A 16,062-nucleotide genomic window follows, 5' to 3' on the forward strand; every position below is an offset into this window, starting at 1 on the left:
GCGTCTATTAAGGTGGTGAATCGAAATGGCATCATTACGTGAGATCCAGATGCGGATCACCTCGACCCAAAGCACGAAGCAAATCACGAAAGCGATGAACATGGTGTCGGCCTCGAAATTGAACCGCGCTCAAGGGAGCAACGCCAACTTCAAGCCGTACATGACCAAGTTGCAGGAAGTCATCTCGTCGATTGCCGGCGGTACTTCAGGCGCAACACACCCGATGCTTCAAGTCCGTCCCGTCAAACGGACCGGCTATATCGTCATCACGTCAGACCGCGGACTTGCTGGTGGATACAACGCCAGCGTCCTTCGTGACGTGTATCGCGAGTTGAAAGCCAAACACGGTTCAACAGACGAGTATCGTCTGTACGTGATCGGGAAGGTCGGCGTTCAGTTCTTCAAGGCACGTAACATTCCGGTGTACAGTGCCATGACAGGACTCAACGACCAGCCATCATTCGTTGAAGTCGCAGAGATCGTCAAACAGACGGTCGGCGCGTTCAGTGAAGGCGAGATTGATGAATTGAAGCTTTGCTACAACTCATTCATCTCTGTCATCAGCCAAGAAGTGAAGATTGATCGATTGCTTCCGCTTGGGAATATCGAACAGACCGCATCTAATGTGATGTATGAATACGAACCAGAAGAAGAAACGATCTTAGCAGCGCTTCTCCCGCGTTACGCGGAAGGACTCATCTACGGCGCGCTCCTCGATGCGAAAGTATCGGAGCACGCGGCTCGGATGACGGCGATGTCGAACGCGACAGACAACGCGGATGAACTCATCCGTGGACTCAAGCTCAAGTTCAACCGCGCGCGTCAAGCGGCGATCACACAAGAAATCACAGAGATTGTCGGAGGTGCGGCTGCGCTTGAATAAGCGCACGCCCTCTAGATTGTAGGAGGCTAACACGATGAACGAATACGGCATGAAAGGCCGCGTAGTCGCAGTCATGGGCCCAGTTATCGACGTTAAGTTCGACAACCACTTACCGAACATCTATAACGCCCTTAAAGTCACGCACGTGGCTGAATCGGCACAAGATGTCAGTGTCGACTTGACGCTCGAGGTGGCGATTCACCTTGGGGATGACACGGTCCGTACGATTGCGATGGACTCAACGGACGGCGTTCGCCGCGGCATGGAAGTACTTGACTTAGGTTCACCGATTTCAGTACCGGTCGGAGAAGAGACGCTCGGTCGTGTCTTCAACGTACTTGGTAACCCGATTGACGATAAAGAAGTGTCACCGACTGTCCGTCGGTCACCGATTCACCGTCTCGCACCGACGTTCGATGAGTTGTCGACAAAAGTTGAGATCTTGGAAACAGGAATCAAAGTCGTCGACCTTCTCGCACCATACATCAAAGGTGGTAAAATCGGCCTCTTCGGTGGTGCCGGTGTAGGTAAAACCGTTCTCATTCAGGAACTCATCAACAACATCGCGCAAGAGCACAGCGGGATTTCTGTATTTGCAGGAGTCGGTGAGCGTACGCGTGAAGGAAATGACTTGTTCCACGAGATGACGGACTCAGGCGTTATCAAGCAAACGGCGATGGTCTTCGGTCAGATGAACGAGCCGCCTGGCGCGCGTCTTCGCGTAGCCTTGACGGGTCTTACAATGGCAGAATACTTCCGCGATGAGCAAGGACAAGACGTTCTTCTCTTCGTCGATAACATCTTCCGTTTCACACAGGCAGGTTCGGAAGTATCGGCCCTTCTCGGTCGGATGCCATCTGCCGTAGGTTACCAGCCAACACTCGCAACGGAAATGGGTATGCTTCAAGAGCGAATCACGTCAACAGCTAAAGGATCGGTCACATCGATTCAAGCGGTTTACGTACCAGCCGATGACTATACTGACCCGGCTCCAGCGACAACGTTCGCTCACCTTGATGCAACGACTAACTTGGAGCGTCGTCTTTCGGAGATGGGGATTTACCCAGCCGTTGACCCGCTCGCATCGACTTCACGTGCCCTCTCGCCTGACATCGTCGGACCTGAGCACTACGAAGTAGCCCGTAACGTCCAGCAGACGCTTCAGCGTTACAAAGAGCTTCAAGATATCATTGCAATCCTCGGTATGGACGAGTTGTCTGAAGACGATAAGCTCACGGTTCACCGTGCCCGTCGTATTCAGTTCTTCTTGTCACAAAACTTCCACGTGGCTGAGCAGTTCACAGGCCAAAAAGGTTCGTACGTACCAGTTAAAGAGACAGTTCGCGGCTTCAAAGAGATCCTCGATGGTAAACACGACGATCTTCCAGAAGATGCATTCCGTCTCGTTGGTCCAATCGAAGACGTCATCGAAAAAGCGAAGACGTTGGTCTAAGACCTACACGGAAGGGGGAAACTAGACGATGAATACTCTTCACGTCAACGTCGTCACCCCGGATGGTGCAGCCTATGAGGGCGAGGCACGGATGGTCGTCGCCAAATCGGTGACCGGTGAACTCGGTATCTTACCGAAACACATCCCGATGGTGACACCGCTCGATATCTCAGTTCTCAAACTGCGCCACGAAGATGGTGGACGCACGCTGATCGCACTCAGCGGCGGTTTCATGGAAGTTCGTCCCGACACGGTGACGATCTTAGCTGAAACAGCCGAAATGGCGGATAAAATCGACTACGACCGCGCTTCTGCGGCGAAAGTTCGTGCCGAGCGTCGTCTTCAAGACACGAAACTCTCGGACCTCGAATTCCGTCGTGCGGAGCTCGCGCTCAAAAAAGCGATTAACCGTTTGAGCATTCGCGATATCAAAGAATAACCGACATCTCTCCTGCAGCCGCAGGGGAGATTTTTTTGTGGATGGACCGAATGAATCACGTTCCTTCTATATATATAGGTCCAAAGCATCAAAAGTTTTACGCCCAAATAGTGGAAGACAGACATCTCTTATCCGATAATATAGGTGGGAACTACGGTAAAGGAGACAATGGGATGAAAGTTTATGTTGCGCGCCAACCGATCTTTGATCAAAAATTACGCGTCTGTGGCTATGAACTGTTATATCGCCGCAGCGAGAAAAATATATTTGAACATGTCGATGACGCACTTGCGACCGCCGACGTGATTCATAACGCCTATCTCGTGTTCAACTTCCGGGAGTTGACGGAAGGGACGAGGGCGTTCATCAACTTTCCGCAAAATTTGATTGAGAGCGAGGTCCCGGCTTTGTTGCCGCGGCAGACGCTCGTCGTCGAGGTACTCGAACACGTCGAACCGACGGAGAAAGTCTTGGCGGCGTTACGTTCGTTACGTCGGAAAGGCTATACGATCGCCCTCGACGACTTCGTGTTCGAAGAGAAGTATCGACCGCTCATCGGCCTTGCCGATATCATCAAAATCGACTACCAGGCGACACCGATCGACCAACAGAAACGGCTCATCGACGCCCTCGGTCATCGCGTCGAATTTCTAGCGGAGAAAATCGAGACACCGTTCGAATATGAGATTGCCAAGAAGCTCGGCTATCACATGTTTCAAGGCTATTTCTTCAGTCGGCCGACGGTCGTCCACGGCGCCGAGGTCCATCCGCTCCGGCATACGCTCGTCGAAGTGCTGAAGGAACTTGATAAGCCGGAACCGGACTTTCGGCGGATTGCGAGTCAAATCGAACGAAGCGTCGACTTGTCGTATAAGATGTTGCGCTCGGTCAACACGGTGTATCAAAAGGGACGTCACACGATTCAATCGATTGAACAGGCCGTCGCGCGCATCGGGCTCGATGAGATGCGGCGTTGGTCCTACTTGATGTTGTTGCGTGAGTTGCAGACGTCCGAATCGAAAGAATTGATTAAACAGAGTGTCATCCGCGGCAAGATGATGGAACTGATCGCGGCCGAGACGCTGCCGCACGTGACGGCGTTCGACGCGTTCATCACGGGTATCTTCTCGTCGCTTGACGTCATCTTGGACGAGACGATGCATACGCTCGTCTCGGAGCTTCCGGTCGAACCGGTCGTCAAAGCGGCGCTTCTCGGGGAAGACAACGAGTTGCGCGGTTTGCTCGATACGGTGCTCGCCTATGAGCAGTTGACGGTGGACGTCGATGAGACGATGCCGGACTTGTCTCGTTACTACGTCGAAGCCATCCGTTGGAGCCAAACTTATGATGCTGAAGTGAATAATGTTTGAAATGTTGAAGGGACGTCAATTACTGTACTAAGGCCATGCGCCGGTTGACGTTCCTTTTTTGTATGCGGTTTATGGAGAGAAAGCGAGTTGATCGGATGAACCCATTCAACCACTCACTTGAACGCTAAGTCTTTTTTTCTCTGACGCGTCATGCTATGATTAAAAATGGTACGAATTTTTGAAAAGAGGGGAATCGTCGATGCTGAACACCGTATTATCGCTCGTCATCTACGTCGTAGCGATCTACGTCGCTTGGTGGGCGCTCATGCCGGTCAAATGGGACCGCTTGCTCAATCAAGTGAGGAGTCCGCAAGCTGCTGTCTTGCGCGTCCTCGTGGCCGTCGTCTTCGGTTCACTGATCGCCCAGTTCTTTTTGGAGTATATCCGATTGGCTCAGGCACTCGCACCATTACAGTAGGCAGGGAAATGATTACTAAACTGTAATCCTGCTGTAACGTATCGTATATGTTTATCGTGATAGGATAAATTCGTCTGACATGACGAAATTTTTCATCAGAATTTTATGGTTGCTTTTATTATTATTTTTCTCTCTGATGAAGCGTCACGTAATACAAACCATCATAGTAATCGACACAACCACATCCGGTAACGGATATCGACGTATAAAACAAAAAATCAACGAAGTTGGAGGACAAAGAGAGATATGAAGGATTTGATTGTAGTCCGTGGAGGACGTAAATTGTCAGGTACTGTGCGTGTTGAAGGAGCTAAAAACGCCGTACTCAAAACATTGGTTGCCACTCTATTAGCAGGTGAAGGAAAATCGGTACTTCAAAACGTGCCACGCCTCGCTGATGTGTACACGATTAACAAAGTGCTTCGCCACCTCGGTGCAGAGGTTTCATTTGACGAAGCGAGTAATGAAGTCACTGTCGATGCGTCGGGCACAATCAAAGACGAGGCGCCACTCGAGTACGTACGTAAGATGCGTGCTTCAATCCTCGTCATGGGTCCTCTTCTCGCTCGCCTTGGCCACGCACGTGTTGCGATGCCGGGCGGATGCTCGATCGGCTCACGTCCGATTGACCTCCACTTAAAAGGCTTCGAGGCGATGGGTGCGAAGACGGTCATTGGCAACGGTTTCGTTGAAGCTTCAGTTGACGGTCGCTTGAAAGGTGCGAAGATCTACTTGGACTTCCCATCTGTCGGCGCGACAGAGAACATCATGATGGCTGCCGTCCTCGCAGAAGGCACGACGATCATCGAGAACGTCGCCAAAGAGCCTGAAATCGTTGACCTCGCCAACTTCTTGAACGGTATGGGCGCACACGTGCGCGGTGCCGGTACAGAAACGATTCGCATCGAAGGTGTCGATAAGCTTCATGGCGCTGAGCATTCAATCATTCCTGACCGCATCGAAGCCGGTACGTTCCTCGTCGCAGGAGCCATCACAGGCGGCGACATCGAAGTCATCGGCGCTGAGCGCGAGCACCTTCGTCCGCTCATCTCGAAGATGGAAGAAATGGGCGTCAAGTTCGAGGATACAGCAGAAGGCATGCGTGTCATCGCACCGGATGAGTTAAAGCCGGTCGACGTGAAGACGATGCCACACCCTGGTTTCCCGACAGACATCCAAGCCCAAATGATGGCGCTCGTCTTGAAAGCAGGCGGCACATCGGTCATCACCGAAACAGTGTTTGAGAATCGCTTCATGCACGTGGAAGAGTTCCGCCGCATGAACGCAGACATCAAAATCGAAGGCCGTTCGGCCATCATCAAAGGTGGCGTTCGCCTCCAAGGTGCTGAAGTCGTATCGACTGACCTTCGTGCCGGTGCTGCTCTCGTCCTCGCTGGACTCATCGCGGACGAAGAGACACGCGTGGGCGATCTCTACCACATCGACCGTGGCTACGTTGACTTCCACAAGAAATTGCAAGCTCTCGGTGCTGACATCGAGCGCATCCAAGGGAACGTCGAAGTTGCCGAAGAGATGGTTAAGAACTAATTAATAGACTCATAGGAGCGAGGAGAGACTCTTCTCGCTCTTTTCAATGAAGTAATGAACGGAGGAACCTACACACCATGTTTTCAAAAGATATCGGGATTGATTTAGGAACAGCAAACGTCGTCATCCACGTCAAAGGTCGAGGCATCGTCCTCGACGAGCCATCGGTCGTTGCCATTAAGCGTTCGACAGGGAAAGTACTCGCTGTCGGGACAGAAGCGTATCAGATGGTCGGACGTACACCTGGTGACATCGTCGCCATCCGTCCACTCCGTGACGGCGTCATCGCCGACTTCGCGACAACCGAAGAGATGCTTCGTCACTTCGTCGAGAAGATTCAAGTCCGCGGTTTCTTTGGCGGCATCCGCATGCTCATCTGTACGCCGGCGAACGTGACACCGGTCGAAGCAAAAGCCATCCGTGAGGCGGCCGAGAAGGCCGGCGCGAAAGAGGTCTTCCTCGCCGTAGAACCGAAAGCGGCAGCCGTCGGTTCGGGCATGGACATCTGGAAGCCGGTCGGTCATATGATCGTCGACATCGGTGGCGGGACGACAGACGTTGCCATCCTCTCGATGGGCGATATCGTCTGCGGCGAAACGATTAAAATCGCCGGGGACCGGTTCGATACGGACATCCTCCGCGCCATCAAAGACAAGCATAAGCTCGTCATCGGTGAGCGGACGGCCGAGCAAATCAAGAAAGAGATTGCGACGGTCTTCCCAGGCGGACGTAACGAGACGATGGATATCCGAGGTCGTGACATGGTGCGTGGGCTTCCGCGTACGGTAACCATCACGTCGGAAGAACTCCGTGAAGCGATGGCCGAATCGGCAAATGAGATCGTCGAAGCAACGAAGCGCGTCCTCGAACAGACGCCTCCGGAACTTGCGGCCGATATCATCGACCGCGGCATCATCATGACAGGTGGCGGCTCGCTCCTCCACGGGATCGACCAGCTCGTCGCCGAGCGTGTCGGATTGCCGGTCATGATTGCCGAAGAGCCGACGCTCAGCGTCGCGCACGGCACGGGCATCATGCTCGAGCACTTGGATCGTTTGAAGTAAGATCATCTAAAGGCACGGCGTCAGTAGACGTCGTGCTTTTTTGCGTTCAACACTGTCCGAATTTCCTGGAAATGGATAGACTAAGGGAGGGAGGGCTACAGATGAATCCATTGATTGAGCGATTGACGGCGAAAGGAGTCGAGGTCACGGAGGTTGAAGACCGAGGTGAGGAAGCGCGTCAGACATGGGTGGCGCACTTCATCCGACCGGAACAGCGGACACGGCTTTCCCCTTATCTATGGGAGGATATTGGGGCAGAAACTGACGGCTGTCTCGTCGGAACGGCTGCTGAGCATGCGTTCGAACGGGCCGGGAAGTGGAAAGCGATGCTCTTTTTTCAACACTCGAACGATGTGCTCGAGCTCGATTTGACGCAAGCGCAACCACTTGCCAGGAAAGAGTTGATTGTCGAAACCATGGACTATGCGGACATCTATATCGTCGACCCGGCTTACACGTGGACGTATGTCATCCCGCACGAAGCGGACTGGGGGCCGTATTTTTTCACCAAATTAAGGACTAAAGGGGATCATTAAATGACACGACCACTCACACTCATTACCGGCGTCAGCCGGACGCAAGGCATCGGGGCAGCCATCGCGCGAAAACTCGCTACGTCAGGCCATGACTTGTATCTCACGCATTGGAGCCCGTTTGACGGCACGGAAGGCGTCGGAGCGGAACCGGACTTCATCGACGGCTTCGTCGACGAATTACGGGCATCAGGGGCCCGTGTCGCACACGAAGCGTATGATTTGGCGTCTGGAGACGCAGAAGGGCTACTCAACCGCGTCGAAGCGGCGCTCGGTACTCCGAGCCGTCTCATCAACAACGCGACGTATGAACGGCACGTGAGTGTCGATACGTTCACGACCGAGACACTTCGCCGGCATTATCTCGTCAACAATGAAGGGACGCTCGGTCTGACGTTCGCCTTCATCGAGCGATACAAACAGGCTGGGCATACGGACGGACGCATCCTGTTCATGGTGTCCGGGGGAGCGGATGCATCCAATTTGGCCTATATCGCCACGAAAGGCATGTTGATCGCCATCACGCCGGCACTGGCCAATGGGGCAGGTCAGTATGGAATCTCCGTGAACGCGCTCGACCCGGGCCCGACCGATTCGGGTTGGATTGATGACGCGCTTCGTCAACAACTCGTACCGCTATTCCCACATGGACGTGTCGGGACACCCGAGGACACGGCCCGCTATATCGCGTTCCTCATGGGGCCGGACGGGGCGTGGGTCAATGGCCAACATCTTCACGTCGACGGTGGCTTCGTCGGACGATAAAAAGAGCTTCTCCTAATTGAAGGGAGAAGCTCTTTTTAATGCCACGTATAGTCTTTGTCGACAAAGAGACGGGCGTTTAAATCAGTTTGTGGGAACGGCTTGCGCTTTGCGTCCAGCCAATCATGGTAATCGCATATACAGACGTCGTCCAAATGGAGCGAATAGCCGTTATTGATTGTCTGAACAGAGATGCTCAAATCATACTCGGCGAGCGTCTTCTTCAACCGGTAGACGAGGTTATAGACGTTATGGAGCGCCCGCTGCGGCTCGTCGATATCTGGATAAAGCGTCTCGGCGATCAGCCATTTGTTGACGACTTTATCGCGGTGGAAAATCAAGTAGGCGAACAGCTCCTCCGTCTTTTGTGTCGGCCATTTGACGAGGTCGCCGTCTTGCGTCTTGACCGAGAAGTGGTCGAGACATTGAATCGTACACGTCCTGTGATGCTCGGTTGATAGCGTCTCCGTGTATCGCTTCGAGACGCGCGGGATCAGGTCGTGAATCATCTGTTCGGTGATCGGCTTGAGCAGATAGTGCGTCGCTTGCAAGTTGAACGCATCGACCGCGTATTGGCTGTGCGCCGTCGTGAAAACAACTTGTGTCGTCTCGGGAAGGCGCTTGGCGAAATCGAGACCGTTCATCTGGGGCATTTCGATATCGAGAAACACGAGGTCGACTTCCTGGTTTGCTAAAAATTCAAGTGCTTGGAACGGATCGTGGAACGACCCCATCCATTTCAAGTTTGGTTCAGCTTGGATGAGGCGTTCCATCATCCTTAAAATATGGTGCTCGTCTTCAATCAAAATCGTGCGCATGTTGCTCGTTCATCCTCTCTCGTTTTGGGAGTCGGATATGCACATGCGTCCCGACCCCTGGTTCAGAATTTAATTTAAATGTGGCACCAGGCAAGAAGTCGATTCGATTCTTGACGTTCGAGATACCAATTCCAGTCGATTGTCTCAAGTGCGGACTCGGGTTGAACCCGATACCGTTGTCGGCAATCCGGATATCGATTGCATCATCTGAGGACTGGATCGACAACATGAGCCGTTTGATACCTGGTTGCTTCATCAACCCATGCTGGACCGCGTTCTCGACGAGCGGTTGCAATAACAGCGGTGGAATCGAGGCATTGAGGACGGATTCGTCGATATCTTTCGTGATAGTGAACGCATCATTGAAGCGAGTCTGCTCAATCATCAAATACGAGTCGATGACGTCGAGTTCTTGCTTGAGCGAGATATCGTTCTCGGTGCGCCCGTTCTCGAAGATGAAGCGGACATATGTGCTCAAATGACTGAGCAAACGCGCCGCCTCGGTCGGTGCCGTGTAACAGAGGGCGATGACGTTACCGAACGTGTTATACAAGAAGTGCGGTTTGATTTGCGCATTGAAGAATGAAATCTCACTTTGGTTGGCGAACGTCTGCACCTCACGCTTTTGCCGTTTATCCGTCGATAAGTGAATCGGGAGCAACGTGAACATGAGTAGGAAGTAAATGAGTGACATGACGCTCGTATACAGTTCTTGATTCGGGTGGTCAATCAGAACGTTAATCAACTGTCCGATATAGCCGATGATGAGCGAGATCGTGAATACGAGAAATTCGAACGGATAGCCGTCGTCTTTTCGTTCGAACAGCCAATTGATGTTCAGTCCGGTCCAGAAGAATGTGATGAACAGGACATACACCCAAGGAAATTGGTCGAATATCGCGTGTGCACCTTCAGGCAACACCAAGGCGATGAGGCTGAACGCATAGAGCGGGTAGGACGCATACTTCAAAAAGTGTCGAAACGGGACGCGTTCGAGACGTAACGCAAAGTTGATTAACATCGCGACGCTCAGTAATGCTGTAATCAAATTTAATTTATGGGCTAAAACGTAAGACATCATAGGGACGATTTCGAATACGATCATTTGATCACTCGTCATAAGCGAGACGCTGACGAGGAAAAAGAAAGCAGCTCCATATAGATAGAGTGATTCTTTGCGATGGAACAGCCAAACGATCGCATAGAAAGAAAAAATGAGGAGCGAGATGAGGATGATCACGAACTCATAACTGAAGTATTGATTATGATAGGTCATCATATTGCTCGTTGGACCGATGAGCAGGCTATCGGAAATACCAGTCGAGAGCTCATTTGTCTCAGCCGTTTGAATCGTCAAACGAAACGTCGGCGTCTGCGTATCTAACAGAACGAGATAGGCATGCCTACGGTCTTGATCTGTCGATGCGTAGACGGGCGAGACAGCTTCTCCATCAATGAGGAGGTTGACATGTGGGTGGTTACGCGGGACACGCAAAGCGTATTGTCCCGAGGGCAGTGAGATGTCGGTTTCATAAGTCGCCGTCTTGTGCGGCGTTACATGCGGGAGTTGTCGATACGATTCGCGGTCGACTCGTTCGAGCAGGCTCGATTGAAAGCGCCACGTCCCATCGAGACGCATGAGTTGGTCGGTCACACGAGAATCGGTCAAATCGGCCGTTCCTTGTGTGACGGTGACTGAGTCGTCGATTGTCTGTCCACGCGTCAAGGCGAAGCCGCCAGCGAGCGCGAAGATGATAATCAATACGACCAGTCCAATCGATTTAGGGGTCATCTGCATATTCCCTTCGTGATTTGTGAGTTTCTTGTGAGAAACGAACGATATACTGAAACTAATCGTTCACGTATAAAGTGACGAATGTTTTCTTATCGTACACGAAACTGACTTTTTTGAATAGCCGAACATACGAAACTACCCAATCCGATTAATCATCAATATGAAAGAAGGCTATATATGAAACGCTGGATTGAACAACGAATTAGCCGCCAAGTCCTCACCGTGTTTTATGTATTAATCGCCTTAATCACGTTGACGTCACTCGGCACATACTTTTATACCCAGCAGGCAATCCGCGAAACAACGGTCGAGCTTGAACGTATCAGTGAACAGCGATCGCGGGCGACTGATTTGTTCGAGACATGGCAGTCGATGCAATACGAGATGCGCGGCCACGTCTTACTTGGGGAGGATGCATTGCTCGCGGAAGTCAAGCAAGCCCAAGACCGAATCGACGGCCAGACGAGCTGGTTTGAACAGAACACCGAGACGAACGAAGAGACGACGTTCGCGGAAGAGGCGCGCCTGCTCTTTACCATCTATACGACGCGCGTCATGCCTGGTCTCGAACGGTACGTTGTCGCCAAGGCGAACGGGGAAGTCGATGAGCCGTTCTTACAGATGGCGACCGTCGGCCAGCTTATGCCGAAAAATGCATCGTCGAATCAGACACGATTCAAATTTAATTCAAATAGTGCGGCCGATATGAGTGCGAGCATCGTCGACATGGAATCGGTATTCACGGACTATCGCTCCGAGCTCGACTTTCAAGAGTCGGGCCTCCGGGAAGAACTGTCGGAGCAGCTCGCCAAAGCCCAATGGATGTGGCTGCTTATTTTGCTCGGCGCGTTGTTCATCCTCTTCGTTAGCCTACAACCATATATTGTGCGGTTGACGAAACAGCTTGAGGCGCTCATCACGAACAGTGAACGGCTGGCCGTCGATCCGCATGCCACGCTTATTCCGATCAATCCAATGAAAAACGAGGTCGGTCAACTATCGAAATCATTCACGGAGATGTCGAGCTCGTTGATTCATCAACATACTGAACTCGAGAAAGAGCGCGAGAAGACGGCTCGGATTCTCCATACGATGCGCGACGCGATTGTCTTTGTCGAGGTGGACACAAATCAACGCTTCGCCAATGAGGCGCTGTTCGAACTGTATGAGCAGCCGTTCCCGTTCGGCGACCGTCAGAGCTTGTATCCGATTGACGCATTTTATGAGCCGTTCATGGACCAAATCGATGATCAGGACGGTCTCAATCGCTTCACACACCGGGCTAAAAACTGTGGAATCTTCGATGAAACGTTTACGTATTCGATGCAAGGGGGAAGACGTATCATACGGATGTACGCCGAACCGATTGAACTGCAGGACGAACGTTTCGGCGTGATGTTTGTGTCGCGGGACATTACGAAAGAGATTGAGATTGATCGCTTGAAGACGGAACTCGTCGCGACGGTCTCTCACGAACTTCGGACCCCGCTCACATCCATTCTCGGTTTTACCGAACTGCTTGAACATCGTCACGTCGACGAAGAGAAGCGAAAACGCTACTTGAGCATGATTCATAGCGAGACGACCCGGCTCGAGCGGCTCGTCAGCAATTTGCTCGATGTGCAAAAGATGGAAGCTGGTAAAACGGAGCAAGACTTCAAAGTCGAGAGTTTGTTCGAACTATTGTCTGATGTCCTTGAGATTCATGCCGGTTCGACTGAGTTGCATGCGTTTCATTTCGATTGTGATGAAACGCTTCGCGTCTCCGGGGACCCGGCGCAACTGCGTCAAGTGTTTTCGAACATCTTGAATAACGCCATTAAATATTCACCCGACGGCGGCAATATCGCCGTCAACGTCTCGTGTGATGACGATGTCATCCGGATCGCCATCGAAGACGAAGGCATGGGTGTGGCACCCGCAGATACTGAACGACTGTTTGAGAAGTTCTACCGTGTGCAGAACGAACAGAGTCGCAATATTGGAGGCACCGGCCTTGGACTTGCAATCTGTAAGGAGATTATTGAATCGCACGGCGGAACGATCAGCGTTCGTTCTGAACTCGGAAACGGGACGATTATGACGGTCGAACTCCCGATTGTCGCTTGATGAAAACCACTTCATACTACGAAGTGGTTTTTTTAGTTTTTTTCAAAAAACGGTGAATGAAACGTTCCTTTGGTACGATATAGAAAGTGAAGACTTTGAACGATGAAAGGAAGACGAACCATGCTACGCGGATTATATACGGCGGCGGGCGCGATGAACGCGCTCCAGCGTCAACAAGAGATTTTGAGCAATAACCTTGGAAACGTCCGGACACCTGGATTCAAGGCATCGAACGGCGTCGTCCGCTCGTTCCCAGAAATGTTGCTTGCCCAAGTGAGCCACCCTGGGAATGCGCGCTCACGCGTGCAAGGCGAAGTCGGCACGTTGTCGACGGGCGTATATCTACAAGAGACGATGCCGCGTTTCTCGACGGGAAGCATCTCCGAGACGGGCAGCCCGACCGACGTATATATGAAGGTACCGGCTGACGCGACGGGTGCCGCTATGTTCGCCGTCGAACAGAACGGTGAGACGCTCTATACGACGAACGGACGCTTCGCGGTCGATGAGGAACGCTTCTTGCGTTCGGCAGATGGCGGGTATATCCTCTCAGACGCCGGCGAACGGATTCAATTGCCGTCAAGTGAGTTCACGTTATCAGGTGACGGACAAATCACGTCACTTGGGCAGAACGTGGCGACGCTCGGTGCCGTCCAAATCGATGACTTGGCGACACTCGAGCAAGTCGGGAACGACTATCGGGTCAATGGAGACGCCCCGCCTGCTGCGAACGTTCAGTTCCAACAAGGATTTATCGAAGAGGCGAACGTCGATCTCGATCGGACGATGGCCGATTTGATGACGACGTACCGTCAATTCGAGGCGAACCAAAAAGTTGTCCAAGCGTATGACAAGAGTGCTGAGCGGGCTATTGAAATCGCTCGGATTCGTTAAGGAGGAAGCTTATGCAATCGATTTATAACTCGGTCTCTTCGCTCACGCAGCTTCAGCGCCAGCTCGATGTGACCGGTCACAACATTGCCAACGTCGACACGGCCGGATATAAGCGGGAACAGACCCACTTCGCCTCGCTCTTGTCGCAGGCGTATGACAATCAACCACGCGCCGAGCTCGAGGTCGGGCGCGATACGCCGAACGGGATTCGAATCGGTGTTGGCGGTCACGTCGCCGATATTAGCCAACAGTTCAATATCGGCCAGATTCGCAAGACGGACCGTGGCCTTGATGTATTCTTGAAAGCGAGCCGCCAGTTCTTCGCCGTCGAGACGGAGAACGGTGTCGGATTGACTCGGAGCGGGAATATGCAGCTGTCGGTCGGTGAGACGACAACGCTCGTCGATGTGAACGGAAACGCCCTCCTGGGTGCGGACGGGAACCCGATCGTCATGCCGAACGAAGCGACGGCGCATCGTGTCCGTCAAGATGGGATGGTCGTCGCCAGTGTGAACGGTGTCGAGCAAGAGTTCGGCCGTCTCGATATCGTCGAGGTGCGCAACACGTCAGCGCTCCAACCGCTCGGCAACAACGTCTATGCGGCTGATTTGGCGGCGGACGTTGACCGTCCGCTCGGCAATCTGTTGATCGAAGGGACGCTTGAATCGTCGAACGTCGATTTGACGAAAGAGATGACCGACATGACGATTACGCAACGTGCCTACCAGATGAATTCACGGGCGTTGTCGATGAGTGACCAGATGATGGGACTCGTCACGTCACTCCGTTAATCACAGACCGTTCTTCCTCGGAAGGGCGGTTTTTGCGTTACACTTAATAGGAGGAGGGATGGACATGCGGATTGTCGTGGCGATGGATTCGTTCAAAGGGTCGTTGACGAGCGTGGAAGCGAATCGGGCGGTTTGTCGGGCACTCGCTGGACACGATGTCATCGAGGTGCCGATTTCAGACGGAGGCGAAGGATTTTTAGATGCGTGGCTCCTGACACATCCACATGCCGAGACCATCACGCAAGACGTCATGTCGCTTGACGGGACGATGCGACAAGCGCGGTACGGTTGGTTAGAACTGACGCGAGAAGCAGTCATCGAAGTCGCCGAGGCGTCTGGGCTCACACTTGTCGATACACTCGACCCGTGGCGCTACAGCTCCTATGGGACGGGGCTGCAAATTCGGCATGCGCTCGAGCGCGGGGCAAAACGCATCACCGTCGGCCTCGGCGGGAGTGCGACCGTCGACGGAGGCAAAGGTCTGCTCGAGGCGCTCGGCGTCCGCTTCTTCGATGAGTTTGGACAGATCATTGGGCCGTTCCCACATCAACTCGAGCACGTCGCTCAAGTCGATTGGACAGGATTCCTCCCGGAAGCGAGTCAAGTCGAGTGGCGGATCGCCTCGGACGTGACGAACCCGTTGCTCGGACCAATGGGGGCGGCGGCCGTGTTCGGACCACAGAAGGGACTGGCCAAACAAGACGTCGTTAGCTACGAGAAAGGACTTTCCTCATACGCCCGTTGTTTCGAGTCTGATATGACAGAACGACCTGGAGCGGGCGCGGCCGGCGGGATCGGCTTCGCGCTCTATCAGCTCGGGGCCGTGTATGTGAGCGGGATTGAGGACGTCGTGCGGTGGTCGAATCTAGAGGAGACGTTACGGACGGCTGACTGGTTGATCACGGGGGAAGGTCGCTTCGATGAGCAGTCGCTTCACGGGAAAGCGCCGTACGGGTTGGCGCGTCTTGCCCATGCGTACGACGTACCGACGCTCGTCTTCGCCGGACAATCAGAACTGATTGCCGTCCCGGACGTCGGGATTCAGGCCGTCTTCCCGATTGTTTCCCGGGTGATGACGCTCGAGGAGGCGATGCAGCAAGCGGCACCGCTCTTGACGGACGCCGTCAGCCGAGCGTTCCGTTTAATCGACAAAGACGCCTGAACCAACTTCGGTTCAGGCGTCTT

Annotated in this window: 15 protein-coding genes; 13 read left to right on the forward strand and 2 right to left on the reverse strand. The window is 53.0% G+C overall.

Annotated features, from left to right (window positions below):
- Positions 1–25 precede the first annotated feature (25 nt).
- From atpG to M467_RS21105, 9 genes are all read left to right on the forward strand, one after another.
- Positions 26–883: an ATP synthase F1 subunit gamma gene (gene atpG / locus M467_RS21070; protein ID WP_021066139.1), complete on the forward strand. Its 858-nt coding sequence runs from the start codon at positions 26–28 to the stop codon at positions 881–883.
- 34 nt (positions 884–917) lie between these two features.
- Positions 918–2,336: a F0F1 ATP synthase subunit beta gene (gene atpD / locus M467_RS21075; RefSeq protein ID WP_021066140.1), complete on the forward strand. Its 1,419-nt coding sequence runs from the start codon at positions 918–920 to the stop codon at positions 2,334–2,336.
- 28 nt (positions 2,337–2,364) lie between these two features.
- Positions 2,365–2,775 carry a F0F1 ATP synthase subunit epsilon gene (locus M467_RS21080; protein ID WP_021066141.1) on the forward strand — a complete coding sequence of 137 codons (411 nt, stop codon included), beginning with the start codon at positions 2,365–2,367 and terminating at the stop codon, positions 2,773–2,775.
- A gap of 173 nt (positions 2,776–2,948) precedes the next feature.
- Positions 2,949–4,145 (forward strand): EAL and HDOD domain-containing protein, encoded by a 1,197-nt coding sequence (locus tag M467_RS21085; protein ID WP_021066142.1) that lies wholly within the window; start codon positions 2,949–2,951, stop codon positions 4,143–4,145.
- A 199-nt stretch (positions 4,146–4,344) separates the two neighbouring features.
- The gene (locus M467_RS21090; RefSeq protein ID WP_021066143.1) at positions 4,345–4,563 is read left to right on the forward strand and encodes a DUF1146 family protein; all 219 of its coding nucleotides are present in this window, start codon (positions 4,345–4,347) and stop codon (positions 4,561–4,563) included.
- A gap of 246 nt (positions 4,564–4,809) precedes the next feature.
- Complete coding sequence (gene murA / locus M467_RS21095) at positions 4,810–6,111, forward strand: UDP-N-acetylglucosamine 1-carboxyvinyltransferase (RefSeq protein ID WP_021066144.1); 1,302 nt, start codon at positions 4,810–4,812, stop codon at positions 6,109–6,111.
- Positions 6,112–6,188: 77 nt separating this feature from the next.
- On the forward strand, positions 6,189–7,175 hold the full coding sequence (mreB, locus tag M467_RS21100; RefSeq protein WP_021066145.1) for a rod shape-determining protein: 987 nt from the start codon (positions 6,189–6,191) through the stop codon (positions 7,173–7,175).
- Positions 7,176–7,276: 101 nt separating this feature from the next.
- Entirely contained in the window at positions 7,277–7,711 is a 435-nt protein-coding gene (locus tag M467_RS31425; protein WP_021066146.1) for a DUF4275 family protein, read from the forward strand.
- A complete protein-coding gene (locus tag M467_RS21105; protein WP_021066147.1) occupies positions 7,712–8,473 on the forward strand; it encodes an SDR family oxidoreductase in 762 nt (253 codons plus the stop codon).
- Positions 8,474–8,508: 35 nt separating this feature from the next.
- Here the strand turns inward: M467_RS21105 and M467_RS21110 are convergent, their stop codons facing one another.
- Together M467_RS21110 and M467_RS21115 are read right to left on the reverse strand one after the other, a co-directional pair.
- The gene (locus M467_RS21110) at positions 8,509–9,288 is read right to left on the reverse strand and encodes a response regulator (protein WP_021066148.1); all 780 of its coding nucleotides are present in this window, start codon (positions 9,286–9,288) and stop codon (positions 8,509–8,511) included.
- Complete coding sequence (locus M467_RS21115) at positions 9,269–11,080, reverse strand: sensor histidine kinase (protein WP_021066149.1); 1,812 nt, start codon at positions 11,078–11,080, stop codon at positions 9,269–9,271. The genes M467_RS21110 and M467_RS21115 overlap by 20 nt, the downstream gene beginning before the upstream one ends.
- Positions 11,081–11,260: 180 nt before the next feature.
- On the opposite strand from M467_RS21115, the gene M467_RS21120 reads away from it, so the two are divergent.
- The 4 genes from M467_RS21120 to M467_RS21135 all read left to right on the forward strand — a co-directional run bounded on the left by M467_RS21120 (position 11,261) and on the right by M467_RS21135 (position 16,039).
- On the forward strand, positions 11,261–13,192 hold the full coding sequence (locus M467_RS21120) for a sensor histidine kinase (RefSeq protein WP_021066150.1): 1,932 nt from the start codon (positions 11,261–11,263) through the stop codon (positions 13,190–13,192).
- Between the two features lie 120 nt (positions 13,193–13,312).
- Complete coding sequence (locus M467_RS21125; RefSeq protein ID WP_021066151.1) at positions 13,313–14,086, forward strand: flagellar hook-basal body protein; 774 nt, start codon at positions 13,313–13,315, stop codon at positions 14,084–14,086.
- 11 nt (positions 14,087–14,097) lie between these two features.
- Entirely contained in the window at positions 14,098–14,877 is a 780-nt protein-coding gene (locus M467_RS21130; RefSeq protein ID WP_021066152.1) for a flagellar hook-basal body protein, read from the forward strand.
- A gap of 64 nt (positions 14,878–14,941) precedes the next feature.
- Complete coding sequence (locus tag M467_RS21135) at positions 14,942–16,039, forward strand: glycerate kinase (RefSeq protein ID WP_021066153.1); 1,098 nt, start codon at positions 14,942–14,944, stop codon at positions 16,037–16,039.
- The last annotated feature ends 23 nt before the right edge of the window (positions 16,040–16,062 follow it).

The organism is Exiguobacterium chiriqhucha RW-2 (assembly GCF_000416965.1).
GTDB lineage: Bacteria > Bacillota > Bacilli > Exiguobacteriales > Exiguobacteriaceae > Exiguobacterium > Exiguobacterium chiriqhucha.